Here is a 25,185-nt window from a genome sequence, read left to right on the forward strand (position 1 = left end):
CGGGACGCCTGAGCGTCCCGTCCTTTGGCCTGCAGCTGGCGATCAAGCCACTTGCGGGTTGTTGCGCAGCTTGATGTGCAGCTCACGCAATTGCTTCTCGTCCACGCTGTTGGGCGCCTGGGTCAGCAGGCACTGGGCGCGCTGGGTCTTGGGGAAGGCAATCACGTCGCGGATGGATTCGGCACCGGTCATCAAGGTCACCAGGCGATCCAGGCCAAAGGCCAAGCCGCCATGGGGTGGCGCACCGTACTGGAGGTTTTCCAGCAGGAAGCCAAACTTGTTCTGAGCTTCTTCTGCGCCGATGTTGAGTGCTTCGAATACGGTGGACTGCATGTCGGCACGGTGGATACGCACCGAACCACCACCCAGCTCCCAACCGTTCAGCACCATATCGTAGGCACGTGCCTTGCACTTGCCCGGATCGGTCTTGAGGAACTCGATGTGCTCGACCTTGGGGCTGGTGAAGGGGTGATGGCAAGCCGTCCAGCGCTTGCTGTCTTCGTCGTATTCGAACATGGGGAAGTCCACCACCCACAGCGGCTTCCATTCACGGGTGAAGAAGCCACCGGCCTCGCCCTTTTCATGGCCGATCTTGATACGCAAGGCGCCGATGGCTTCGTTCACCACCTTGGCCTTGTCCGCACCGAAGAACACGATATCGCCGTTCTGTGCGCCAGTGCGCTCGACAATGGCGGCCAGCGCTTCAGGCGTCAGGTTCTTGACGATAGGCGACTGCAGACCCTCTTCGTTGAGCTTGGTGACGTCATTGACCTTGATATAGGCCAGGCCCTTGGCACCGTAGATGCCGACAAACTGCGTCCAGGCGTCGATCTCGGAACGGGTGAAGGCAGCACCGCCCGGCACGCGCATACCGACCACGCGGCCACCGTCCATATTGGCCGCACCGCTGAACACCTTGAACGGCACGTCCTTCATGACTTCGGTCAGCTCGGTGAACTTCAAGGTCACCCGCATATCCGGCTTGTCCGAGCCATAGTAGAACATGGCGTCGTCGTACTGCATGCGGGGGAACTTGCCCAGGTCGACGCCTATGGCTTCCTTGAACACATGCACGGCCATCTCTTCCATGATGTCCATGATCTCTTCTTCACCCAGGAAGGAGGTTTCCACGTCGATCTGGGTGAATTCAGGCTGGCGGTCGGCGCGCAGGTCTTCGTCACGGAAGCACTTGGTGATCTGGTAGTAACGGTCAAAGCCCGCCACCATCAGCAGCTGCTTGAACAGCTGCGGGCTTTGCGGCAGGGCAAAGAACTGGCCGTCGTGTACACGGCTGGGCACCAGGTAGTCGCGGGCGCCTTCCGGGGTAGAGCGGGTCAGCATGGGGGTTTCGATATCGATGAAACCACGGCTGTCGAGAAAGTTACGCACCAGCAGGGCCACCTTGTAGCGCAGGCGCAGGTTCTTCTGCATGGCCGGGCGGCGCAGGTCGATGACGCGGTGTTGCAGGCGGGTCATCTCGCTGAGGTTTTCCTCGTCGATCTGGAACGGCGGGGTATTGGCCGCGTTGAGGATGACAATCTGCTTGGCCAGGATCTCGATCTCGCCCGACACCAGGTTGGCATTGGCCGTACCGGCCGGGCGCTCACGCACGATGCCGGTCACTTCCACCACGAACTCCGACCGTACGGTATCGGCCAGGGCAAAGGCTTCCGGGGTATCAGGATCGATCACCACCTGTACCAGGCCTTCGCGGTCACGCAAGTCGATGAAGATCACGCCACCGTGGTCGCGGCGACGATGCGCCCAGCCCTTGATGGTGACGGTTTGGGAGAGGTAGCGCTTGTCGATCAAGCCGCAGTAGTCGGTACGCATGGCAGTTCCAGTAACAGATTGGCCCGTATAGGGCCGGATTTTCTTGGATAACGGAAAACTAAACAGGTCAGGCGGTTAGCTGCCTATCCTGGCAAATTCGGGCTGAGCTGCTTGCAGGGCGCATCGCCATTGGCTTTGCTGCCGGGTGCAACCACACCCATGGAAATCACATATTTGAGCGCTTCGTCCACGCTCATATCTAGCTCTATGGTGGCCGACTTCTTCACCACCATGAAGTAGCCCGAAGTCGGGTTGGGCGTGGTTGGCACATAGACCGACACATGCTCTCCATCCAGCTGACAGGCCAGCTCAGGCGCTGGCGTACCGGTCAGAAAGGCCACTGTCCAGGCATCGCCGTGCGGAAAACGCACCAGCAAGGCTTTGCGGAAGGCATTGCCGGAGTCAGACAGAACGGTATCGGACACCTGCTTCACTGAGCCGTAGATGGATTTCACCACCGGAATACGGTTGAGTATCTCTTCCCAGAATCTCACCATCCGCTGACCCAGGATATTGGCGGTCAGCAAACCGGTCAGCAGCAGGATGGCCACGACCAGCACCACACCGAGGCCAGGGATGTGTACGCCTATCCAGTCGCGCGGGCGGTTACCATCAGGCAGGAGCAGCAAGAGGCTGTCCAATGCACCCACCAGGGTACTGATCACCCAGAGGGTGATGCCTAGCGGCACCCAGATCAGCAGTCCGGTAACAAAGTAGCGCTTCATCCGTGGCTTTCGGTATCGGTTATCAAATCAGGCGCAGCTACCGCAACCGCCGGTACCGCAGGCGTGGGCGCCCGCATCGGCCGTTGCCGTCTCGGTTTTTGCAGGCACGCTGGCACTGCTGCCGCCCTTGAAATCGGTGGCATACCAGCCCGAGCCCTTCAGTTGAAAGCCGGCGGCCGACAGTTGCTTGGCAAAGCTGGCCTTGCCGCATGAGGGGCAATCGGTCAACACCGGGTCGGACAGCTTGCGCAGTACTTCGGCACGATGGCCGCAATCAGTGCATTGGTAATCGTAGATCGGCATGTTCTCTCTCCTTCCTGATACAGGGAAAAGCCCAATCAAAGCCGCGCATTATAACGCAGCGCAGCAAGCGCGGTGAGGTTGAAAATGCGGGTAAACGTCTGGCAATTCAAGCGCTAGCTACACGAACGCAACACTTGCCCCCGCCAGCCGGCCCCACCGCTTAACCCGTACCGGGCAACCATGGCATGCTAGCGACCAAACCCCATTACATAGTGCGGCCGAAGCGCCGCCACGGAGACAACCATGCACCTGACCCGCCCCCTGCTTGCCAGTCTGCTGGCCCTGGCCATCAGCCCCGCCTTTGCCGATACCAACAGCCCCATAGGCAGCTGGAAGAACATCAGCGACAAGACCAACAAGCCCGAAGCCATCATCCAGATATGGGAGGAGAATGGCGAGCTCAAGGGCAAGCTCACCAAGCTGTTCGAGAGCAAGGAAACCCTCTGCACCGCCTGCAAGGGTGACAAGAAGAACAAACCCTTGATAGGGCTGGAGATTATCTGGGGCGTCAAGAAAGATGGCGACGAGTGGGCAGGCGGCAAGATCATGGATCCGGACAACGGCGATATCTATAGCGTAAAGCTGGCCTTGGCCGATGGCGGCCAGAAGCTCAAGGTGCGAGGCTATATGGGTTTCTCGCTGCTGGGCCGCACCCAGACCTGGGTACGCGAGTAGACGCCGGTTGTGGACTCAAGCCATGGACGACTGATGACGGGCTGCACCGGCACAAGGCAGCCTGAACCATCGGCAAGTATTGGCGCGCATGCCGCGCATTCATGGACCGACGCCGTCCCATACTGGAAATTTCACGTGTAGCGAGTAGGATGCGCGCCCCATACGCCCTCACTTCTCGCTCACGAGTTCAGCCATGTCTTTGTTGAAAATCCTGCGTCTACAGCCCTACGCCACGCTGGCTAAAGACCTGCCCACCCCCAGTGCCAAGGCACTGCATGACAAGGTGGTTCGTGGCAATTTTGTCGATGCGGAGCTGATGTTCGGCAAACTGTCGGGGGAGGCCAGGGAGCAGGCAGTCTATGGCTACGCCAACCTGGGCGATGCCGTCGATGCTGCGGCAGCCTGGACCAAAAGCGCACCGCGCTCCGCACTCGCACACACGCTGCTCGGCGCCTCCCTGGTAATAGCAGGCTGGAAGATACGCGGCAGCAGCTATGCAGAAGATGTTGAACAAAACGCCTGGCGTCCCTTTATCGAGCACCTGGAAGCAGCCAAATCTGCCCTGGAAAAAGCAACCGAACTCGACACCAGTGCTGCCGAAGCACTGGCCTGGTTGATACATGTCGGCGTAGGCAAGAGCGAAGACCGGGAGCAAATAGACAGCTGGTTTGAAGAGGGCCTGCGCAGACAACCCACCCACTGGGCTCTGCACATGAAGTACTTCTATGCGACGACGGAAAAATGGGGCGGCAGTCACAATGAAATGTTCGCTTATGCCGCAGACTGTTCCGCCAAATCTCCGCCCGGCAGCATGCTGCACGCCCTGGTCGCCTTCGCCTACAGCGAATATGCACTCGCGCTGAACTCAGGCCCAAGCAGCGCAAGTTTGAAAACCCTGCGCAATGAGAAAAACGCCAAAGCGTTGGTCGCCGCGCTGTACAAATGGGTAGGCGCCAAACCGGGTGAGCTGGAATCCAAGCTGATGCGCGTATCCAGTCCGTTCAGCAGCGCTGGCCTCAACCACTTTGGTGCCGCACTATATCTCTGCGGTGCCACAGATGAGGCCAAGATCGTACTGGCGGCCATGCGTGGCGAGATAGATTCAGTACCCTGGGCCTGGATAGCAACCTCCATGAAGGAGAACGCCGCACCTGCTTTCGTCTATGACAAAGCCTGTCGCGAGCTGGGACTGGCGCAGGATTGGTAGACGATGCGCCAGCCCGTTGCAACGCATATCTATTAACGTTGGCGCAACCAGCACCTACCTGCCGGTTGCCCACAAGGCCGTTCTAATACCCCGAGAGCACAAAGTCCGAAGAGAACGCCCAGCGGCGCTTATCAGCCCGGTGAATACTCAACTTCCCCACGCTGGACAGGGATATCCCAGCATTGCGGCTGGCAGAAGCCGTGCAAGCACCACAAGCCGTCCGCCCTGTCACCAGCAACCCTGCTAGCTTGCCCCGCCGACCACCAGCAGCTATGTATATCCGTTGCTGCCAAGCTTGCCGATCAAAGGTCATCAAAATACGGTACATCCGTACAATAATGACCAAAGAGCGCGCTAATTGCATGGCATGTGGCCCCCGGCCCCCACGTTTGTGGCAGGACAAAGATAAAACCTGCCGGGAAAATATTGTTGCAAATGCATACCGGTATCATTCCGGTAGAATTGATCGCCATGAACAACCTCACCATAGAGCACACCAGCAGTGCCACTGGCCGCAAACTGCAACGACGGGGCGAAGAGTCGCGCCGCCGCATACTCGACGCAACCCTGGTGTTGATCGCCAAGCGGGGGCTGCATGGCATCACCCATAGGGCGATCGCCGCCGAGGCTGGCGTTCCCCTGTCGCTGACCACCTATTTCTTCAATGGCATGAACGACCTGATCGAGCAGACCTTCGATCATTTCGTCCTGGTCGCTGCCAAAGACAATGTGGAGATGCTGAACCAGCTAAATCTCTATTTGTCCGACTTGCCGCCGGAGATCCTGCTGCGCTCGGGCGACGCACGCGTGGCGGTTCATCTCGAAGTCACCCGGCGGCTGGCCAACTTCATACGTATGCAGGCAGAGCTGCATTCCGTCGGGCTTGCCGTAGAGCTGAACTTCCTCTCGCTGTACCGGTTGGACCCACCGGTACGCGCCAAAGTGGTAGCCTATCGCGCCATGCTGGTATCCGGTATCGCGCAACTGGCCCGCATGGTGGGTTCCGACCAACCGGAAGTCGATGCCTCGCTGGTGCTCAGTGTCATCCACCGCCTGCAGTTCGAATGCATGAACCTGCCGCCACCGTGGCCCGAGAGCCTACTGGAAGCAGAGATCGGCCGCATGCTGGCCCTGGTCTTCCGTCTGCACTGAACCCGCAATTGCAACAAGCACTGGCAAACCCGCATTGCCACGCCCCTTGGGCGGCAGGCAGCATGATAGGCCTGACCGTGACAGCCCCGCCCAAATGCAAGCAATAGAACTCCTGCCGCTGGTCCTCATCGCCTTCTCGGCAGGCCTCATCGATGCCGCCGTGGGCGGCGGCGGGCTGATACAGGTGCCGGGTCTGTTTTCCACCCTCCCACAGCACACGCCCTCCACCCTGTTTGGCACCAACAAGTTCAGCTCGGTATTTGGTACCGGCATGGCGGCATGGCGCTACGCTCGCAAGATCGATATCGCCTGGAAGCTGGTCATTCCCGCCGCGCTGACCGCCTTCGCCTTCTCCTTCATCGGCGCCATGGCGGTCAGCTATATTCCGCCAGCGTGGATGCGCCCCTTGGTGCTGGCCATGTTGCTGTTCATGCTGGGCTATACATTGCGCAAGAAAGACTTCGGCGCACTGCACCGGCCCAGCCATATTGGTCGCCGCGAACTGATCATTGCGCTGGCCATAGGCGGTGCCATCGGGTTCTATGATGGCCTGTTCGGCCCAGGCACCGGCAGTTTTCTGATCTTCCTGTTCATCCGCTTTTTCGGGTTTGACTTCCTCCGCGCCTCCAGCGCCGCCAAGATTGTCAATGTGGCCACCAACCTGGCCGCCCTCGCCTTCTTTATTCCTGCAGGCCATGTGCTGTACCACTATGCCATTCCCATGGCAGTGGCCAATATCGCCGGCGCTTTTTTTGGTGCGCGCATGGCCATGCGTGGTGGCACCACCTTGATACGCAAGCTCTTCATCGGCCTGGTCAGTGTGCTGATCGCCAAACTGGCCTGGGATATCTTCGGCACATTGTTGGCGCGCTAAACACACAGGCTCACACGATCTACACACCGCAACCCGCTTGACAAATGACCGACGGTCACTTGTAATACACCCACAAAATGACCGATGGTCATATCAATCAGACGGGAATGAGCAGGCATGGACAACATCAAGGGCAAATGGGCGTTGGTCACAGGCGCATCAAGCGGCTTCGGCATGGATTTCGCCACGGCCCTGGCTGAGCGCGGGGCCAACCTGATACTGACCGCAAGGCGCACCGAACCCATGGAAAAGCTTGCCGCCAACCTGCGCGCATTGCATGGCATCGAGGTGGTGGTAGAGGCGGCCGACCTGGCCGCACCCGGTGCCGGCAGTGCACTCAAGGCCCAACTGGACAGTCACGGCCTGGCCGTGGATGTGCTGATCAACAATGCCGGTTTTGGTGTGTATGGCCAGTTTGTTGATCAGCCCTTGGGCAAGACGCTGGAGATGCTGCAACTCAATGTGCTCAGCCTGACCGAGCTGACGCATGTATTTGCGGCCGACATGGTCAAGCGTGGTGGCGGACATATCCTGCTGGTGGCCAGCATCGGCGGCTATCAGGCCACCCCGACCTATGCGGCCTACGCAGCCAGCAAGGCCTATGTGCTGCTGTTTGGCGAGGCCCTGCATACCGAGTTGGCGCCCAGCAAGGTCAAGGTCAGCGTGCTATCCCCCGGCGTAACCGCCACCAGCTTCCTCGCGGTATCGGGCCAGCAGACCACGCCTTACCAGAGACTGTTGATGATGCAATCACGCCCGGTGGTGGATATCGGCCTGAAGGCGCTGTTCAACGGCACGGCCAGCGTGATTCCGGGCGTAGGCAACAAGCTCACCATCTTCAGCAACCGCTTCGCCCCCCGCAGCCTGCAAAGCCGCGTGGCCTACCAGCTGATGAAAAACTAGCAGCAGCCTGGCCTGCAGATAGGGGCGCGGCAATTCAGCCGCTCCCCAAACAGGGTAGAATTGTGGCCATGACCCAACGTGCCCTTGATAGCGAGGACAAACAGGCCCGACGCGATGCCATCCTGGCAGCAGCGCGCGGACTGTTCCTGCAAGATACCCGCAACCTGCCTTCCGTCGCCCGGATTGCCGAAGCCGCCGGCCTCGCCAAGGGCACGGTTTATCTGTACTTCTGCACCAAGGAAGAAATCTTCATGGGCTTGCTGTGGGCCGAATGGCTCGGCCTGCTGCAGGAAGTACACGACAGCTTCAGCCCGGAAGGCGGCAGCGCCGAGGTACAGCTGACGCGCTTCATGCAGCGCTATGTCTGCTACCTGGACGAGCACCCCGAGCTGATGCGGCTGGATGCCATGGCCTATAGCGTGCTGGAGCAGAATCTGGGGCTGGAGCAGCTGCGTGCATTCAAGCTGGAGCTGACCCAAGGCTTGGTCAGTGCTGGCGCCTCCCTGGAAGCCGCCCTGGGCCTGCCGGCTGGCCGTGGACTTAGCCTGCTGACACGCGCCTATGCCCTCACCCGCGGCCTGTGGCAATCGCTGGACTACCCGGACAGCCTTTGCCGTCTGCTCGATGAACCGGTATTTGCCCCAATACGGCCGGACTTCCGCACCGAGCTGCTGGCCGCCCTGGGAGAGTACTGGCGGGGTGCGCTGGCAACCCCTTGACCCCCTGCGGGGGCCAGCATGCGTGCAGGCAATAGCTGGCGGTATCCGATGTCTAACGCTTGCCTAAAACAAAAACCCGAATAGCATAAATACCCCTTGCAAGCCTTTATGCAGGCCAATACCCAAAGCCCGATCAATCACCCCCAAAGAAATAATTATTTTTATTCATTGACTCAACCAGCAGAACTGCGTAAAACGGAGATGCAGGATCTTCAAGTAGAAAACCAGTTAGTTACTTTGTGCGTCTAAAGCTGTACCATTCGTGCTCGTTCCGTTCTCGACTCCTTGAATGTCATGCATATGGGCATGTGCCCAACACTACACAAAAGGATTTTCAAGATGGAAACAGGTACCGTTAAGTGGTTCAATGACGCCAAGGGTTTTGGTTTTATCACCCCTGATGATGGCAGCAAGGATTTGTTCGCCCACTTCTCCGAAATTCGTTCGGAAGGCTTCAAGTCGCTGGCAGAAGGCCAAAAGGTCTCCTACGTTGCCGGCATGGGCCAAAAAGGCCCGCAAGCCACCAATATTCAAATGGTATAATCTGCTACTTGGCAGAACTATATCTCAGCGAGTCGTTTGATTCAGGCGGTTGGTTTGATCCAGACCAATTAGCCTAAGATTCTGATTGCTGTAAAAAGGCAATTCCCCTCAAAAGGAATTGCCTTTTTGTATTCTGTGCGGGATTACCCTAGCTGCATTTGAATGCAGCCCATGCCTGCGCGCACTGTTGATTGCAAACTGTGCAGCGATTGCATCTCCGCCTACAAGCATGGCGTGGGGGAGATTCCCCGCGGCGGGAGATTTCCATTATCAGCCGGCCACGCCTGGCGTGGCTCAATGCAAGACCCTGGGAACCGACAGCACAAACTGATCGACGACAGCGTCAAAGCATTCACCATCCTCAGCACGGAACTGATAGCTGCCGTGCATGGTGCCGACAGGCGAACTCAGTGCGACGCCACTGGTATAGCCATATGCCTGCCCCGGCTGGAGGCTGGGCTGCTCACCCACCACCCCCTGACCACGCACCTCCTGCACCTTGCCATCGGCCTCAGTGATGACCCAGTGCCGCGTGAGCAACTGGGCGGCAACGGTACCAGTGTTGACAATGCTGATGTGGTAGGCAAACACATGACGATTCGCGTCCTCGTCCGACTGATCGGCGAGAAACTGGGTTTGCACGGTAACGGTGATGTCGTACTTGCGGGATTCGCCCATGGTGCCTTGGCGCAATGTGAGAGTGACGGACGAAGATTACACGCGAAAACGCAGTCAACGACAAGGCGCTCATCGGTTTCCGGTAAAATCTATACCTCTTCCCACCTCGCAGAGCACCGCCATGAGCCAGCCCACCTTCCGCATTGCCCCTTCCATCCTCTCTGCCAACTTTGCCAAGCTGGGCGAGGAAGTGCAGAACGTCATTGCGGCCGGTGCCGACATCATTCACTTCGACGTGATGGACAACCATTACGTGCCGAATCTGACCATAGGCCCCATGATCTGCGAGGCTATCCGCCCCTGTACCGACGCATTGATCGATGTGCATCTGATGGTCAAGCCGGTGGACCGCATCATCCCCGACTTCGCCAAGGTCGGCGCCAACATCATCACCTTCCACCCCGAGGCCAGCGAGCATATCGATCGCAGCCTGGGCCTGATCCGCGAACAGGGCTGCAAGGCCGGCCTGGTGTTCAATCCCGCCACCCCGCTGCACTACCTGGACCATGTCATGGACAAGCTGGACATGATACTGCTGATGTCAGTCAACCCAGGCTTTGGCGGCCAGAAGTTCATTCCCGGCACACTGGACAAGCTACGCGAGGCGCGTCGCCGCATCGACGAATACACGGCCAAGACCGGCCGGGAAATCTGGCTGGAGATCGATGGCGGGGTAAAGGTGGACAATATCGCCGAAATCGCCCGTGCCGGCGCAGACACTTTTGTGGCTGGCTCGGCCATCTACAACACACCGGACTACAAGGCCACCATAGACGCCATGCGCGCCGAACTGGCCAAGGCCTGACCCAGGCGGATATCCCACCAGCACAGAGCCACCTATGCACAACCGCCCCAATCGATGCTACATCCTTACCGGCGCCTCACGCGGCCTGGGCCTGGGCATCGCCCGTGCCATTGCAGCACAGGGCGACCACCTGATCGCGCTGGCTCGGCAGGAGACACCCGAGCTGGCGCAGCTGGGCGCCGCCCTGCCCGGTTACCGCTTTGTGGCCGTAGACCTGGCCAATATCGACCAGGTCAGCGAAATTGCCGAGGAACTACTGGGCTCCTTGGCGGCAATGGACTGGCAAGGCATCTACCTGATCAACAATGCAGGCGTAGTCGAGCCCATAGGGCCGGCAGGCAGTTATGGCGATGCCGAGATGGCCCGCTGCCTCACAGTCAACCTGACTGCCGCCATCCAGTTCAGCAATGCCTTCCTGCGACACCTGCGCGACCGTGCCTGCGACAAGCGCATACTCCAGATCAGCTCCGGCGCGGGCCGCAATGCCTATACCGGCTGGAGCGCCTATTGCGCCAGCAAGGCCGGGCTGGATATGTATAGCCGCTGCGTCGGGCTGGAGCAGGATGGCCTGCCCCACCCAGTGCGCATTGCATCGCTGGCGCCCGGCATCATTGATACCGGCATGCAAGCCAGCATACGTGCCACGCCCGAGGGGGACTTCCCCTTGCTGGAGCAATTCAGGCAATACCACGCCAATGGCGAACTGGCCGACCCGAATAGCCGGGGACGTGCAATCGTGCAACTACTGCATACCGACCATATCGGCCATGGCGCCGTACTGAATATCCGCGACTTTATCTGATGCCCATCAAAGCCATAGCCCTTGACCTGGACGGCACCCTGCTGGACACCATTGCCGACCTTGCCGCCGCGGCCAATGCCATGCGCAGCGAATTCGACCTGCCCGCCCTGGAACAGGACAGGCTGGCCAGCTTTGTTGGCGGCGGCATGGCGCAGCTGGTACACCGCTCGCTCACCGACGCACGCGAGGGCCAGGCCGATCCTGAGCAGCACGCGGCCGGCATCGCCGCTTTCTGCCGCCACTATGATCGCCTGCTGGCCGTCAAAACCCGCCCCTATCCCGGTGTCGTTGCCGGCCTGGAGGCCTTCAGGTCCATGGGATTACGGCTGGCGGTAGTCACCAACAAGCCTTTGCGCTTCACCGAGCCTGTGCTGGCGCAGACTGGCCTGCTGCCCTATTTCGACATCGTATTAGGCGGCGACAGCCTGCCAGAGAAAAAACCCCATCCCCTGCCCTTGCAGACGGTATGCCAGCAGTTCGGCATCACAGCGGCCGAACTACTGATGGTAGGCGACTCCCATTTTGATCGTGATGCTGCCAGAAATGCTGGCGCACCTTGCCTGCTGCTCGACTATGGCTACGAGGATGTGCGTGGGCTACAGTGCGCCGGCATCATCTCCAGCCTTGTCGAGGCGGTGGATTTCGTGAAGAATGCTGGCTCGGATTGATGGCTTGCCTGCACTTGCAGTGCCTCGATTCCGCCCCACACTATCCAGACGAACGACTTCAGACATCATGACAAGAGATTCCAAGCACTGCGGGCTGACCTGGCGATGGCGCTAATCGCGTCCTCCCGGTTTTTCACTTCACCCCTTTGCCAGGAAAGCTCGCCATGACCGAACTCGAATTCGACGCGCTCGCGCGTCAAGGCTATAACCGCATCCCCGTCGTCCAGGAAGGCCTGGCCGATCTCTACACCCCCCTGTCCGTCTATCTGCGCCTGGCCGATGCACCCTATTCCTATCTGCTGGAATCGGTCGTCGGCGGCGAGCGCTTCGGCCGTTACAGCTTTATCGGCCTGCCCGCACGTACCGTGCTGACGGTACGCGGGCATCAGACCGAAGTCAGCGTCAACGGCGAAGTGGTCGAGCGCCATGAAGGCGATCCGCTGAGCTTTATCGGCGAGTTCGAATCGCGCTTCAAAGTGCCCCAGTTGCCCAACCTGCCCCGCTTTGCCGGCGGGCTGGTCGGTTACTTTGGCTACGACACCATCAGGCTGATAGAGAAGAAGCTGGCCCAGTGCGACAAGCCCGACCCCATAGGCGCGCCAGATATCCAGTTGCTGTTGAGCGAAGAGATTGCCATTTTCGACAACCTCAGCGGCAAACTCTACCTGGTGGTCTATGCCGACCCCAGCCAGCCGCAGGCCTTTGCCAAGGCCCACTCGCGCCTGCATGCACTACGCATGCAGCTGCGTGATCCAGCTCGCCTGCCCCGTACCGAGGCCACCCCGCCCACCACGGCCAAGTCCGAATTCGGCGAAAGCAACTTCAAGGCAGCAGTAGAGAAGGCCAAGCAATACATCCTTGATGGCGACATCATGCAGGTCGTGTTGTCGCAGCGCATGTCCATGCGCTTCGAACAGCCGCCCATCACGCTCTACCGCGCACTGCGCAGCCTCAACCCTTCGCCCTATATGTTCTACTACCAGTTGGGTGATACGCATATCGTCGGTGCCTCGCCCGAGATCCTGGTCCGCCATGAGGGTGGTACCGTCACGGTACGCCCCATTGCCGGTACCCGGCCACGCGGCAAGAGCCGCGACGAAGACCTGGCCCTGGAAGCGGAGTTGCTGGCCGACCCCAAGGAAATCGCCGAGCATGTGATGCTGATGGACCTGGGCCGCAATGACGTAGGCCGGGTAGCACAGACTGGCACCGTCAAGGTGACCGACGATCGCGTGGTAGAGCGCTACTCCCACGTCATGCACATCGTCTCCAGTGTAGAGGCCGCCCTCAAGCCGGGCATGAGCAATCTGGACATACTGCGCGCCACCTTCCCGGCTGGCACCGTTTCCGGTGCGCCCAAGGTACGCGCCATGCAGATCATCGACGAGCTGGAACCCACCAAGCGCGGTATCTATTCGGGTGCAGTGGGCTACCTGGGCTTCAATGGCGATATGGATGTGGCCATCGCCCTGCGTACCGCCGTGATCAAGAACAAGACCCTCTATGTGCAGGCCGGTGCCGGCATTGTGGCCGATTCGGTGCCACAGTCCGAATGGCAGGAAACCCAGAACAAGGCCCGCGCCGTGCTGCGTGCCGCCGAAATGGCCCAAAAGGGCCTGGACGGCTGAGCCCCAGTACGCCGAGGCAAGCGCAGCCGGGTGTACCCTGCCGGCTGCCTCTCTAGATCATGCGGCCTGCCCATGGCAGGCGGCCTAATCAGGTAGTGACGCCACCATGCTATTGATGATCGACAACTACGACAGCTTTACCTACAACCTGGTCCAGTACTTTGGTGAACTGGGGCAAACGGTAGAGGTTTACCGCAACGACGAGATCAGCCTGGACGAGATTGCCGCCAAGCAGCCCCAGTACCTGGTGGTCTCCCCCGGCCCCTGCTCTCCCAGTGAAGCGGGCATCTCGGTCGCTGCCATCCAGCGCTTCGCAGGGCAAATCCCCATCCTGGGCGTATGCCTGGGCCATCAATCCATAGGTCAGGCTTTTGGCGGCAAGATCATCCATGCCAAGCAACTGATGCACGGCAAGACCTCACCGGTCAGCCACCTCAGCGTGGGTACCTTCAAGGATCTGCCCTCGCCCTTTATCGCCACCCGCTACCATTCGCTGGTGATAGAGCGCGACAGCTGCCCAGACTGCCTGGAAATCACCGCCTGGACGGAAGATGGCGAAATCATGGGGGTAAGGCATAAGACCTTGCCTATAGAAGGGGTGCAGTTCCACCCCGAGGCCATCCTTACCGAACACGGTCACCAGATGCTGGATAATTTCCTCAAGACCTATGCCTGACAACAGCCATCTCGCCACACCGCTTGAAGGACAATGCTTCTGTGGCGCGGTGCACTATCGCGTCACGGCACCCGCCAAATGGTGTGCCCATTGTCACTGCAGCATGTGCCGGCAGGCCCATGGCGCCGCCTTTGTGACCTGGTTTGGTGTGCCTCTGTCCGCGTTCTGCCTCAGCCAGGGCGAGGCCGCGCTGCAGTGGTTTGATTCCTCGCACGCCGCCAAGCGGGGCTTTTGCAAGCAATGTGGCACGCCCCTGTTTTTCCATGGCCTGCGCTGGGCCGACGAGATGCATATTGCCCGCGCCAGCCTGCGCCAAGGCAAGGTGCAGCACCCTTCCTCGCATGTGTTCTATGACAGCCATGTGGCCTGGGCCAATTGCGATGACGGCCTACCGCGATTCGACGCCAGCAATCAATTGATGCCGTGACGCCGCCCAGCCCCTCCTGGTATGCCAGCCGCCAACCTGCTCCCGCTGTGCGTCCCTGCTGCAGCGGCAGGCTCGTGGCCGATGTGGGCATCCTGGGCGGCGGCCTTACCGGCTTGTCCAGCGCGCTTTACCTGGCAGAACAAGGCGTTTCCGTGGCCCTGCTGGAGGCGGATCGCATAGGCAGCGGCGCCTCAGGCCGCAACGGGGGCCAGGCACTGCAGGGGTTTGCCGGCAGCATGGCGGTTGTCGAACAAGCCGTCGGGCCAGCCATCGCCCGGCAACTCTGGGACATGTCGCGTGAAGCGCTGGCCCTGCTCAAACAGCATATCGCCCGCTTCAATATCGCCTGCGATCTCAGCCCCGGTGGCTATGTCTACGCGGCCCTGCATGAGGGCCAGTTGGCGGAGCTGGCGCAATGGCAGCAACAGGCACGGCAGCGCTACGGCTATGCCGATCTGCAACTGCTGGACTGCAACGCCCTCCAGGCCCATGTCGGCAGCAGCCGCTATGTCGGTGGCCTGTACGACCCAAATGAAACACATCTGGACCCCTGGGCCTACACCTTGGGCCTGGCTGATGCAGCCGAGGCCGCTGGCGCGAAGCTCTACGAGCACAGCCCTGCCAGCGGTTGGCAGCGTGATGGTGATGGCTATTGCATCGTGACCCCGGCCGGGCAGCTGCACTGCCGCCAATTGTTCCTGGCCACCAATGCCACGGCCCTGACTCCACAGCTGGCCCGCCATTTCCTGCCGGTGGAGAGTTTCATCGTCGCTACCGAACCGCTCGACGCTGGCCTGGCGCGCTCCATATTGCCCAGCAATGCGGCCGTTGCCGATTGCAACCGGGTACTCAATTACTTCCGCCTCAGCCCCGACCATCGCCTCTTGTTTGGCGGTCGCGCTGCTGGCACCGCCACAGACCGCCTTGCCGATACTCAGGCGCGCATGCTGCAGGTGTTTCCGCAATTGGCCGACGCCTGGATCGAGCACGCCTGGGGTGGCCGGGTCGATGTCACGCCCCACAAGCTACCGCACCTAGGCAGGCTCCCCGATGGCACCCTGTTCGCCCAGGGTTTCAGCGGCCATGGCCTGGCCCTGAGCGGTCTCGTCGGCAAGGTCATGGCCGAAGCCATGCTGGGCCGGCCCGAACGGCTTGCGCTGTTTGAGCGCATACCCCAACATGCCCTACCTACACACCTGCCCGGCTTTACCCAAGCGGCCCTGACCCTGGGCATGGCCTGGTACCAGTGGCGCGACTGGCTGGATGCCCGCTGGCATGGCGACTGAGCTGCCACCAGTACCGCCTCCCCACAGAGCAGCCTGGAAAGTCATAAGGAAATAAGCCCATTTCCTTTGCTAGCCCCTCCACTTTAGGTTGAAATCCCTACCCACCCTGTTTGATGCAAGTGCCCACGCCATGATCACGCCACAAGCCGCCCTCAACCGCCTGATAGACGGTAACGAATTGTTCTACGACGAGATGCTCTCCGTGATGCGGCAGATCATGACGGGGGAAATGACGCCCACCCAGACCGCCGCCATACTGATAGGCCTGCGGGTCAAGGTAGAGACCGTGTCCGAGATAGCCGCTGCTGCCACGGTAATGCGCGAACTATCAAGCAAGGTCTCGGTACAGGACAGGCGCCATCTGGTGGATACCTGCGGTACTGGCGGCGATGGGGCCCATACCTTCAATATCTCCACCACCGCAGCCTTCGTCGCCGCCGCCGCCGGTGCGCGTGTCGCCAAGCACGGCAATCGCGGCGTATCCAGCAGCAGCGGGTCGGCCGATGTACTGGAGGCCTTGGGTGTCAATCTGGTGCTTACGCCCGAGCAGGTAGGCCATTGCATAGACGAACTGGGGGTAGGCTTCATGTTCGCCCCCAATCATCACGGCGCAATGAAGAACGTCGCCCCCATACGGCGCGAGCTGGGTGTACGCACCATTTTCAACATACTTGGCCCACTCACCAATCCAGCAGCTGCCGATAATCAGGTCATGGGCGTATTCCATCCCGACCTGGTCGGCATACAATGCCGCGTTCTGAAGGAGCTGGGTAGCCGTCATGTGCTGATCGTGCACGGCCGCGATGGCCTGGACGAAATCAGCCTGCGCGACACCACCCTGGTGGCCGAACTCAGGGAGGGTGAAATCAACGAATACGTGTTCGACCCACGCGAGCATGGTTTCAGCTTCTGCCAGGCGGCCGACCTGCACGCTGGCAACCCGCAGGAATCCCGCGCACGGATCGAAGCCGTGCTGGCCGGTGAGGCAGGCCCCTGCCGCGATATCGTGGTGCTGAATGCCGGTGCAGCACTCTATGCTGCCGACGTCAGCGCCACCCTGGCCGATGGTTTTGCCGCCGCCGCCGCCGCCATTGATAACGGTACGGCCCGCGCCAGGCTCGATGCTCTGGTGAACCTGACCCAACAATACAAAGCCTGATCCATGTCCGACATCCTCAAACAGATACTCGCCACCAAGATTGAAGAAGTCGCCGCCGCCCAACGGCATACCCCCTTGGCCTCCGTCCGCGCAGCAGCGGAAGCGCTGGGCGGATTGCGTGATTTCGTCGGTGCCTTGCGCAGCCAGTACGCAGACGGCCATGCAGCCGTCATCGCCGAGATCAAGAAGGCCAGTCCCTCCAAGGGCGTGATACGGGCCGACTTTCAGCCTGCGGCAATCGCTGAGGACTATGCCCAGCATGGCGCGGCCTGCTTGTCCGTGCTGACCGACGAGCAGTACTTCCAGGGCCATGCCGACTACCTCAAGGCGGCCCGTGCCGCCTGCCGCTTACCGGTGCTGCGCAAGGATTTCGTGGTGGATGCCTACCAGGTCTACGAGGCCAGGGCCATGGGTGCCGACTGTATCCTGCTTATCGTGGGCGCGCTGGAGACCGCGCATATGCTGGAACTGGAAGCCCTGGCACAGGAGCTGGGCATGGCCGTCCTGGTGGAATCGCACGATGGCGCCGAACTGGAACGTGCCCTGCACCTGAAGACCCCGCTGATCGGTATCAACAATCGGGATCTGCGCAGCTTCGAGGTCAGCCTGCAGACTACGCTGAACCTGCTGGACGATATCCCCAGCGATCGTATCGTCGTGACCGAATCCGGCATACTCAAACCAGCCGACGTCAATCTGATGCTGGAACATGAGGTATATGCCTTCCTGGTTGGCGAAGCCTTTGTGCGCGAGCCTTCTCCCGGCCAGGCACTGAGCCGCCTGTTTGCCTGAATCTGGCCCCTCCTGGCAACAAGGCGCCCTTGGGCGCCTTGTTGCGTTTAGCGCTGCGGCAAACCCTGCTGGCGCTGTTGTGCAAGCTTGCCGCACCCGCGTACTGCCTGCGCTTCCGCGCTTGGCCAAAGCTGCATTGCCGGGTTTGCTCAGCGGCGCTCAAGCGCCTGTCACGATCACGCCAGGATTACCCTGTTGCCTGCTCCGTCGTCCATGGCCCATCACTGACTTGCGTTCATAACAGCCACCAGGGTGCTGCATTGCAGCAACAGCAGCAGCTTATGTAATTTGGGTGTCACTTGGCTCCCGTATAAATCGCGCCGTTGCCCAGGCGCCGAGCGCCCGGCCCACCGCCAGCAGCGACCGCTCCTCCCACTGTTTTGTCCAGGCATGCAGGCAGGTAGCGTCCTCACGGCGCTTCCCGATTCATACAACTGGAGCCTATCCAATGAAAAAGCAACTGCTCGCCATCGCCGTCCTCGGCGCACTCGCAGCCCCCGCCTTTGCCGCTGACAGCAATGTCACCCTGTATGGCCGCCTGGAAATGGGCTACGAGTTCTTCGACAACGGCGACACTGCTGCACTCAAGGGCGTCAATACCCAGCGCGTTGAAGGCTATGCCTCGCGTATCGGCTTCAAGGGCGAAGAAGACCTGGGCGGTGGCCTGAAGGCTGTGTTCCAGATCGAAACCAAGGTCAATCCCGACAACGCCGCCCAGACGTCCTTTGCCGACCGCAATAGCTATGTCGGCTTGAAGGGTGACTTCGGTACCCTGTTGATCGGCCGTCATGACACCCCGTTCAAGCAACTGAACAAGAACGTGGACATCATGTGGGGCAATGCCGAGCAGACCGAAGTCGTCACCAACGGCAAGGCCTCAGGCGTCAGCCTGCATACCCGCCAGGACAACATCCTGCACTACACCTCGCCCAAGTTCAGCGATATCACCCTGCGCGCCTCGTTTGCCCCTGATGAAGCCAAGACCGGCTCCACCAACAAGCGCCGCTTCTCCGTCTCTGGTGAATTCGACAACGGTACCTTCAATGTCGGTCTGGGTTATGAGAACCAGGCTGACCAGGTAGCGGCAGGCAAGGATCGCCAAGGCCTGAAGCTGGTTGGCGGCTTCAAGCTGGGCGACACCACCTTTGGCGCGGCATACAGCCAGCTGGAAAACGAAACGATCAAGGAAGTGGATACCTTCGCCCTGGCCGTCAGCCACAAGATAGGCGCCGTTACCCTGAAGGGTGCCTGGGCCACCGCTAGCGAGAACGATATCGGCAGCAACACCCAGGACGGCGTCGACATGTATGGCCTGGAAGTGGATTACTCCCTGTCCAAGCGCACTGCCGTGTACGGCCTGTTCACCCAGATCAAGAACGAAACCAAGGCTTCCGCCGGCTTCGCCAACGGCACCTCCGGTGGCGCACCGATCGGTGCTGGCGCTGATCCACGCATCTTCAGCGTGGGTATCCGCCACAACTTCTGATCTCTGACCAAGGCAGGCATTTGAAGCGGATGCGGCAGCATCCGCTTTTTTATTGCCCAGGCCTCATGCACATCTTCCGCAGAAACACCATGCCTTGCTGGGTAGAGGCTGGCCATGTGTTGCAGAAAAAGCAGCAAATAGGCGCTATTTCCCTGATATCCGGGTAATCCCGATTGCGAGCACGCGCTCCAAGCGAGCAAACTTTTCCTGGCCTGAGTCCCGGACAGGCTCCCTACTATATCGAACAATGGAGAGAACTATGCGCAAGGCTCTGCTTGCCACGCTGGTAATGGGTGCACTGGCCGCTCCGGCTTTTGCCGAAGGTACGGTCACGGTATATGGCCAGATGAACGTCGGCGTGGTGTTCCACGACGAAGGCCCTGTCACCAAGACCAAGGTAGACAACCTCTACACCTCGTCGCGTCTGGGCTTCAAGGGCGACGAAAACCTGGGCGACGGGCTCAAGGCTTTCTGGCAGATCGAACAAGGCCTGCGTCCTGATGACGCAGCCACCACCAACTTCGCCAGCCGCGAAGGCTGGGTCGGCCTGCAAGGCGATTTCGGCAAGGTAGGCCTCGGTCGCGGCAAGACGCCCTACACCAATATGGTGGACTGGTTCGACATCTTTGACGGTGCCATCGGTGCCGCAGCGACTGCCTCCTACTCGGTCGACAGCATCCAGGATTCGCGCTTCAGCAACGCCGTCCGCTATGACTCCCCGAACCTGAGCGGCTTCAACCTGTCCGGTATGTACAGCTTCGGCGAAAACAAGACCAGCACCACCGGCTCGTCCGATGGTTTCTCGGGCTTGGCCAGCTACAGCAACGGCCCCATCAAGGCCGGCCTGTCCTACGGTCAGCAGCGCAATCTGGCTGGCGTGAGCGGCAACAAGAAGTCGGCCTGGCAAATCGGCGGCATATATACCCTGGGTGATCTGGGCCTGGGCCTGGCCTACCAGGCTGGTGAATGGCGCACTGCCGGGGTCGACTATGACCGCGATACCGTCACTACCACGGTGACCTACAAGATAGGTGCTGGCACCCTGCGCGCCGGTGCGCAGTTCGCTGCCGAAGCCGATGTCAATGGCAAGAGCGCTGCCGACAGCGACTTCACCCGCTACGCTATTGGCTACAAGCACGGCCTGAGCAAGCGTACCTATGCCCTGGTCGAGTACTCCGCCCTCAGCGCCGACAAGAGCATTGCTGGTGCCGCAGTGGCCGATCAACGTGGCCTGGCAGTGGGTCTGATGCACACGTTCTAAGCACCGGCTGACCTTGCCCGCTGCTCGGCAGCAAGGTCAGCAGCCGAGCGCTGCGCACAAAAAAACAGGCGGACATGGAAACCATGCCCGCCTGTTTTTTTATTCTTACCGAGCGCCTGTCATGAACTCAAGCTACGAGGGGTGACAGACTTTGCAAGCGCCAGGGCAAGCCTGGCGCTCGCCATCACGGTTTACTTGGTAGTGGCAGCCACGGCCACGCCACCCTCGCTCACCGGCGTGGTGCGGCTGACGATCTGCTGCACTTTCAGCACATTGAGCGCCTGCTGCAGTTGGTAATCCTTCTTCAGCGAAATTTCGCCCGGGCGCAGCGGCTCTTCATCCTTCAGCGGCTTACCATCCTTATCCAGCGCCTCGGGCTTAGCCTTGGCGGGTGCTGCTGGCTGGGGTGCCAGCTTGGCTTCAGGCTGCCCCTGCTTGGCCGGTGCAGTCTTGGTCTCGTCGCCGCCCTGCGGATTGCTCAGGTGGTGGTCAAGATCAGCCTCACGCACGCGGAAGGCATCACCAGTCACGCCATTGAGCGTAGCCTCTTCAACCTCGATATCCGGCACGATGCCCTTGGCCTGGATAGAGCGACCATTCGGCGTGAAGTAACGGGCCGTCGTCAATTTGATGGCCGAGTCCTTACCGACATTGATGATGGTCTGTACCGACCCCTTGCCGAAGGTCTGGGTACCGACCACCACAGCACGCTTGTGATCCTGCAGGGCACCTGCCACGATCTCCGAGGCAGAGGCGGAACCGGCATTCACCAGCACAACCAGCGGTACGGTCTTGATATCCTTGGGCAGCGGCTTGCCATCGCGAGGGAAGAACTCGCTGGACGAGTTGAATTTCTCGCTCGAACCCGGCGCCCGGCCCGTGGTGGAGACCACCAGCACATTATCGGGCAGGAACAAGGAAGACACGCCTATGGCGCCGGTCAGCACGCCACCCGGGTCATTGCGCAGATCCAGGATCACACCCTTGAGCGAACCCTTGTTTTCCTTGTAGAGGCCTTCCAGCGCGCGTGCAACATCCTCGGTGGAGCGATCCTGGAACTGGGCCAGTCGCACATAGCCATAGCCCGCTTCCAGCATGCGGGATTTCACGCTCTGCACCTTGATGACAGCCCGCTTGAGGGTGAATACCAGCGGCTTGGTCTCTCCCTTGCGCAGCACGGTGAGGACCACCGGAGTATTGGGCTTGCCCCGCATTTTGGCCACGGCATCGCTGAGCGACAAGCCGCGCACCGGCGCTTCATCGATCTTCATGATGTAGTCGCCCGCCTTGATGCCCGCCATGAAGGCAGGGGTATCCTCGATCGGCGAGATCACCCTGACCAGACCGTCCTCCAGATTCACTTCCAGGCCCAGGCCGCCAAACTCACCGCTGGTGTTGACGCGCAGATCCTTGAACGCCTCCGGATCCAGATAGGCCGAATGCGGGTCCAGCCCCGTCAACATGCCATTGATAGCCTCGTTGATGAGCTTCTTGTCGTCCACCGGCTCGACGTAATCCTGCTTGATGCGGGCATAGACATCGGTAAAGGCACGCAATTCGTTGATCGGCAGGGGCGACAGGGCTTGCTTCTCGGCCAGTGCCGTTGCACCCGCCGTCAACAGTATTCCCAGGCCCGTACCGGCTACCAGCCAGCTGATTTTTTGCATATTCGCTTGCATTGCCAATTTCCTTTACCGGCTATTTCGCCCACACCAATGGGTCAAGGGCCTTGCCAAGATATCTTATCTCGAAGTATATGCCCGATTGCTCGCTGCCACCGCTATTCCCGCTAGTCGCGATGTCATCGCCAGCCCTGACCCGGTCACCAATCTGCTTCATCAGCGCATCGGCAGCCGAATAGACACTCATATACCCGCCACCATGATCCACGATCAGGGTATTGCCAAAGCCGCGCAGCCAGTCGGCAAATACCACCTGACCGCCGGCTATCGCCTTCACCCCCTGACCGGATTGCGAACGAATGAACACCCCTTTCCACAAGGTGCCTTCGCTACGCGCCGAGCCGAATTTACCCACCACCTCACCACGCGCAGGCAGGCGCAGTTGCCCCTTCAACTCGGCAAAGCGCCGGCCATTGGCGCTACTGTCAGGCAAGGCATCGTTCTGCTTCACTACGGCATCGGGCTTGGCTTCGATCTCCGGCTTGGTCGCAGGTTCACCCTCCGCCTTGGCCGTCACTGGTTCCACCGGCTTCTTGCCAGTCTTGGCCGTACGGGCCAGCCTGGCAGCTTCCTTGGCTTCTGCCAGCTTACGGGCCTTCTCCTTGCGCTCACGCTCGCGGGCTTCCTTCTGCTCGCGTTCACGTATCATCCGGCCCAGTCTTTCCACCAGGTTGGTCAGGCGTTTTTCATCTCGCTGCAGCTTGCCGATTTCCTTGCGCTGGGTACCTATTTCGCTGGCGATCTTCGATAGGACCTCCTGTTTGCTCGCCTGTTCCGCACGCAGCCTGTCGCGTGCTGCCTTGCGGTCTGCGGCAATCTTTTCCAGCTCCTGCTGCTTCTGCCGTATCAGTTCGGCCAGGCCATTCAACCTGTCCAACTGGGCTTGCAACTCGCCGGAAAGGCGATGCTGCGCCTGGGCAATATAGCGGTAATAGCGCAGATCGCGGGTCAGGCGGTTCGGGTCCTGCTTGTTCAACAGCAGGCGCAGCGCCTCGTGCTCGCCATTACGCTGGCGCGCCCGTATCAGCGCGGCAAGCCGGCTACGGTTGGCCAGCAGGCTATCGTTCACCTGGTTGATGTCGCGATTGACGCGTGAGAGCTCGGCCTGCGACAGCTGCTGCTGCCGATTGAGCAAGGCGACCGACCGGTTGGCCTCGCTGATGGCTTGTTCCGACTCCTTCAGTGCATCAGCTGCCTCGTGGCGCGTCGCTTCGTTGGCCTGCAGCTCCTGCTTGAGGCTGTCTATCTTCTCGCGCAGTTGCTGCAGGTCCTCTTCCGGCTGGGCTGCCCAAGCCACGCCCGCCGTCAGGCCGGCAGCCAGCCATAGGGTCACAAGGCGGCGTATCACGCGAATCGGATCAGCGAATGGCCGGTCATCTCAGCCGGTTGAGGCAGGCCCATCATCGCCAGCAGCGAGGGGGCAATATCCTTCAATGCACCTTCATTACCGGGTGCCAGCGTTGCCGGGCGGCCGACATAGAGAAAAGGCACCAGGTCGGTGGTGTGCTGAGTATGCGGCTGGCCCGATCCTTTGTCCCACATCATTTCGCAATTGCCATGGTCGGCCGTGATCAGCACTTCACCGCCGGCGGCCTGCATGGCCGCCACACAGCGGGCCACACAGCCATCCAGCGCCTCAACCGCCCGAACCGCAGCGGCAAAATTACCGGTATGCCCCACCATGTCGCCATTGGCATAGTTGCAGATGATGGCGGCGTACTGCTTGCTTTCTATGGCCGCCACGATGCGATCAGTCACATCCACCGCACTCATTTCCGGTTGCAGGTCATAGGTCGCCACCTTGGGCGAGGGCACCAGCACCCTATCCTCCCCGGCGAACTCCTTCTCTTCGCCGCCCGAGAAGAAGTACGTCACATGCGGGTACTTCTCGGTCTCGGCAATGCGTAACTGCTTCAGGCCCAGGCTGGCAATATATTCACCAAAGCTGTTCTGCACTTTGGGCTTGGTATAGGCCACCGGGTAGGGATAGGCCTCGGCATAGCTCGTCAGCGTCACATAGCTGGCCAATTGCGGGCGGCGCGGGCGGGCAAAACCATCAAAACTGTCTTCGTTGATGGCCACCGTGATTTCGCGGGCGCGGTCGGCGCGGAAGTTCATGAACACCACCACATCGCCGTCTTCCATCCGGCTGACCTTGCCATCACGGCGTACCGCCGTCGCCAGGATGAATTCGTCGTTTTCTTCGCGGGCATAGCCTGCCTGCAGGGCTTCCAGCGCCGTAGCGGCCACATGCTCCGCCTCGCCATCCACAATCAGGCGATAGGCCGGCTCCACGCGCTCCCAGCGCTTGTCGCGGTCCATCACATAGTAGCGCCCAACCACCGAGACAATCTCGGCTCCGGCGCAGGCATCGCATACTGCCTGCAAGCGGCCCAGATAGCGCTCGGCGCTACGCGGTGGCGTATCGCGACCGTCCAAGAAGGCATGCACGGCAATCCGCTGCACCCCGGCCTGGTGGGCATCCTTGATCAGCGCATGAATATGGCTCTCGTGGCTATGCACGCCACCGTCCGACACCAGCCCCATCACATGCAGGGTCTTGCCCGATGCACTGGCGGTCGAGATGGCTTGGGCCAGCACCGGATTTTTTCCCAGTGCGCCGTCGGCTACGTCACAATCCACCCGGCTGATGTCTTGTTGCAACACTCGGCCAGCACCTATGTTGAGATGGCCTACCTCGGAATTGCCAAACTGGCCTGCAGGCAAACCGACATATTGCTCTGACGCATTGATGGTAGTGTACGGGTGCTGGGCCACCAGCTTGTCCCAGTTGGGCTTGCTGGCATGCAGAATCGCGTTGTCTTCACCCTCTAGGCGATGGCCAAAACCATCAAGGATTAGCAGCAGTACGGGGGTCACGGCAGTCATGGGAGTCAGCTG

Annotated in this window: 25 protein-coding genes; 18 read left to right on the plus strand and 7 right to left on the minus strand. The window is 60.4% G+C overall.

The window, feature by feature from the left end:
- Nucleotides 1–42 precede the first annotated feature (42 nt).
- The 3 genes from aspS to QWZ03_RS04755 form a co-directional block, all read right to left on the minus strand.
- A complete protein-coding gene (gene aspS / locus QWZ03_RS04745; protein WP_284197437.1) occupies nucleotides 43–1,833 on the minus strand; it encodes an aspartate--tRNA ligase in 1,791 nt (596 codons plus the stop codon).
- 83 nt (nucleotides 1,834–1,916) lie between these two features.
- Nucleotides 1,917–2,558 (minus strand): DUF502 domain-containing protein, encoded by a 642-nt coding sequence (locus QWZ03_RS04750; RefSeq protein ID WP_290331689.1) that lies wholly within the window; start codon nucleotides 2,556–2,558, stop codon nucleotides 1,917–1,919.
- A gap of 27 nt (nucleotides 2,559–2,585) precedes the next feature.
- Complete coding sequence (locus QWZ03_RS04755) at nucleotides 2,586–2,861, minus strand: FmdB family zinc ribbon protein (protein WP_284197439.1); 276 nt, start codon at nucleotides 2,859–2,861, stop codon at nucleotides 2,586–2,588.
- Nucleotides 2,862–3,104: 243 nt separating this feature from the next.
- On the opposite strand from QWZ03_RS04755, the gene QWZ03_RS04760 reads away from it, so the two are divergent.
- From QWZ03_RS04760 to QWZ03_RS04790, 7 genes are all read left to right on the plus strand, one after another.
- Complete coding sequence (locus QWZ03_RS04760) at nucleotides 3,105–3,536, plus strand: DUF2147 domain-containing protein (RefSeq protein WP_290331690.1); 432 nt, start codon at nucleotides 3,105–3,107, stop codon at nucleotides 3,534–3,536.
- 193 nt (nucleotides 3,537–3,729) lie between these two features.
- Nucleotides 3,730–4,743, plus strand: coding sequence for a hypothetical protein (locus QWZ03_RS04765; RefSeq protein WP_290331691.1), 1,014 nt, complete (start codon nucleotides 3,730–3,732; stop codon nucleotides 4,741–4,743).
- A 435-nt stretch (nucleotides 4,744–5,178) separates the two neighbouring features.
- The gene (locus tag QWZ03_RS04770; protein ID WP_284197648.1) at nucleotides 5,179–5,895 is read left to right on the plus strand and encodes a TetR/AcrR family transcriptional regulator; all 717 of its coding nucleotides are present in this window, start codon (nucleotides 5,179–5,181) and stop codon (nucleotides 5,893–5,895) included.
- 94 nt (nucleotides 5,896–5,989) lie between these two features.
- On the plus strand, nucleotides 5,990–6,769 hold the full coding sequence (locus QWZ03_RS04775) for a sulfite exporter TauE/SafE family protein (RefSeq protein WP_290331692.1): 780 nt from the start codon (nucleotides 5,990–5,992) through the stop codon (nucleotides 6,767–6,769).
- Between the two features lie 117 nt (nucleotides 6,770–6,886).
- Nucleotides 6,887–7,672, plus strand: a complete 786-nt coding sequence (locus QWZ03_RS04780) for an SDR family NAD(P)-dependent oxidoreductase (protein WP_290331693.1) — start codon at nucleotides 6,887–6,889, stop codon at nucleotides 7,670–7,672.
- 68 nt (nucleotides 7,673–7,740) lie between these two features.
- Nucleotides 7,741–8,391, plus strand: coding sequence for a TetR/AcrR family transcriptional regulator (locus QWZ03_RS04785; protein ID WP_290331694.1), 651 nt, complete (start codon nucleotides 7,741–7,743; stop codon nucleotides 8,389–8,391).
- A gap of 339 nt (nucleotides 8,392–8,730) precedes the next feature.
- Nucleotides 8,731–8,934, plus strand: a complete 204-nt coding sequence (locus QWZ03_RS04790; protein WP_284197446.1) for a cold-shock protein — start codon at nucleotides 8,731–8,733, stop codon at nucleotides 8,932–8,934.
- 294 nt (nucleotides 8,935–9,228) lie between these two features.
- Here the strand turns inward: QWZ03_RS04790 and apaG are convergent, their stop codons facing one another.
- Nucleotides 9,229–9,612 carry a Co2+/Mg2+ efflux facilitator ApaG/CorD gene (gene apaG, locus QWZ03_RS04795; RefSeq protein ID WP_290331695.1) on the minus strand — a complete coding sequence of 128 codons (384 nt, stop codon included), beginning with the start codon at nucleotides 9,610–9,612 and terminating at the stop codon, nucleotides 9,229–9,231.
- Nucleotides 9,613–9,733: 121 nt separating this feature from the next.
- Between apaG and rpe the strand changes: the two genes are divergently transcribed.
- The 11 genes from rpe (at nucleotide 9,734) to QWZ03_RS04850 (ending at nucleotide 20,602) form a co-directional block, all read left to right on the plus strand.
- A complete protein-coding gene (rpe, locus tag QWZ03_RS04800) occupies nucleotides 9,734–10,417 on the plus strand; it encodes a ribulose-phosphate 3-epimerase (protein ID WP_290331696.1) in 684 nt (227 codons plus the stop codon).
- A 34-nt stretch (nucleotides 10,418–10,451) separates the two neighbouring features.
- A complete protein-coding gene (locus QWZ03_RS04805) occupies nucleotides 10,452–11,219 on the plus strand; it encodes an SDR family NAD(P)-dependent oxidoreductase (RefSeq protein WP_290331697.1) in 768 nt (255 codons plus the stop codon).
- Nucleotides 11,219–11,887, plus strand: a complete 669-nt coding sequence (locus QWZ03_RS04810) for a phosphoglycolate phosphatase (RefSeq protein ID WP_290331699.1) — start codon at nucleotides 11,219–11,221, stop codon at nucleotides 11,885–11,887. Before QWZ03_RS04805 ends, QWZ03_RS04810 begins: the two co-directional genes overlap by 1 nt.
- A gap of 164 nt (nucleotides 11,888–12,051) precedes the next feature.
- Nucleotides 12,052–13,515, plus strand: a complete 1,464-nt coding sequence (gene trpE, locus QWZ03_RS04815; protein WP_290331700.1) for an anthranilate synthase component I — start codon at nucleotides 12,052–12,054, stop codon at nucleotides 13,513–13,515.
- Between the two features lie 106 nt (nucleotides 13,516–13,621).
- A complete protein-coding gene (locus tag QWZ03_RS04820) occupies nucleotides 13,622–14,191 on the plus strand; it encodes an aminodeoxychorismate/anthranilate synthase component II (protein WP_284197452.1) in 570 nt (189 codons plus the stop codon).
- Complete coding sequence (locus QWZ03_RS04825) at nucleotides 14,184–14,618, plus strand: GFA family protein (RefSeq protein ID WP_290331701.1); 435 nt, start codon at nucleotides 14,184–14,186, stop codon at nucleotides 14,616–14,618. Before QWZ03_RS04820 ends, QWZ03_RS04825 begins: the two co-directional genes overlap by 8 nt.
- Nucleotides 14,619–14,692: 74 nt before the next feature.
- Nucleotides 14,693–15,904 (plus strand): NAD(P)/FAD-dependent oxidoreductase, encoded by a 1,212-nt coding sequence (locus QWZ03_RS04830; protein ID WP_290331702.1) that lies wholly within the window; start codon nucleotides 14,693–14,695, stop codon nucleotides 15,902–15,904.
- Nucleotides 15,905–16,034: 130 nt separating this feature from the next.
- Nucleotides 16,035–17,063 carry an anthranilate phosphoribosyltransferase gene (trpD, locus tag QWZ03_RS04835; protein WP_290331703.1) on the plus strand — a complete coding sequence of 343 codons (1,029 nt, stop codon included), beginning with the start codon at nucleotides 16,035–16,037 and terminating at the stop codon, nucleotides 17,061–17,063.
- A 3-nt stretch (nucleotides 17,064–17,066) separates the two neighbouring features.
- On the plus strand, nucleotides 17,067–17,855 hold the full coding sequence (trpC, locus tag QWZ03_RS04840) for an indole-3-glycerol phosphate synthase TrpC (RefSeq protein WP_290331704.1): 789 nt from the start codon (nucleotides 17,067–17,069) through the stop codon (nucleotides 17,853–17,855).
- 448 nt (nucleotides 17,856–18,303) lie between these two features.
- Nucleotides 18,304–19,341, plus strand: coding sequence for a porin (locus tag QWZ03_RS04845; protein WP_290331705.1), 1,038 nt, complete (start codon nucleotides 18,304–18,306; stop codon nucleotides 19,339–19,341).
- Between the two features lie 259 nt (nucleotides 19,342–19,600).
- Nucleotides 19,601–20,602, plus strand: a complete 1,002-nt coding sequence (locus QWZ03_RS04850; protein WP_290331706.1) for a porin — start codon at nucleotides 19,601–19,603, stop codon at nucleotides 20,600–20,602.
- Between the two features lie 191 nt (nucleotides 20,603–20,793).
- On the opposite strand, the gene QWZ03_RS04855 is transcribed toward QWZ03_RS04850, so the two are convergent.
- Genes QWZ03_RS04855 through gpmI form a run of 3 tightly spaced genes read right to left on the minus strand, consistent with a single transcriptional unit; the run spans nucleotide 20,794 to nucleotide 25,173 of the window.
- Nucleotides 20,794–22,269, minus strand: a complete 1,476-nt coding sequence (locus QWZ03_RS04855; protein ID WP_290331708.1) for a S41 family peptidase — start codon at nucleotides 22,267–22,269, stop codon at nucleotides 20,794–20,796.
- A 31-nt stretch (nucleotides 22,270–22,300) separates the two neighbouring features.
- Nucleotides 22,301–23,632 carry a murein hydrolase activator EnvC family protein gene (locus QWZ03_RS04860; protein WP_290331709.1) on the minus strand — a complete coding sequence of 444 codons (1,332 nt, stop codon included), beginning with the start codon at nucleotides 23,630–23,632 and terminating at the stop codon, nucleotides 22,301–22,303.
- Nucleotides 23,629–25,173 carry a 2,3-bisphosphoglycerate-independent phosphoglycerate mutase gene (gpmI, locus tag QWZ03_RS04865; protein WP_290331710.1) on the minus strand — a complete coding sequence of 515 codons (1,545 nt, stop codon included), beginning with the start codon at nucleotides 25,171–25,173 and terminating at the stop codon, nucleotides 23,629–23,631. The genes QWZ03_RS04860 and gpmI overlap by 4 nt, the downstream gene beginning before the upstream one ends.
- Nucleotides 25,174–25,185 lie beyond the last annotated feature (12 nt).

Origin of the sequence: Chitinimonas viridis (genome assembly GCF_030409555.1) — a bacterium.
Lineage (GTDB): Bacteria > Pseudomonadota > Gammaproteobacteria > Burkholderiales > Chitinimonadaceae > Chitinimonas > Chitinimonas viridis.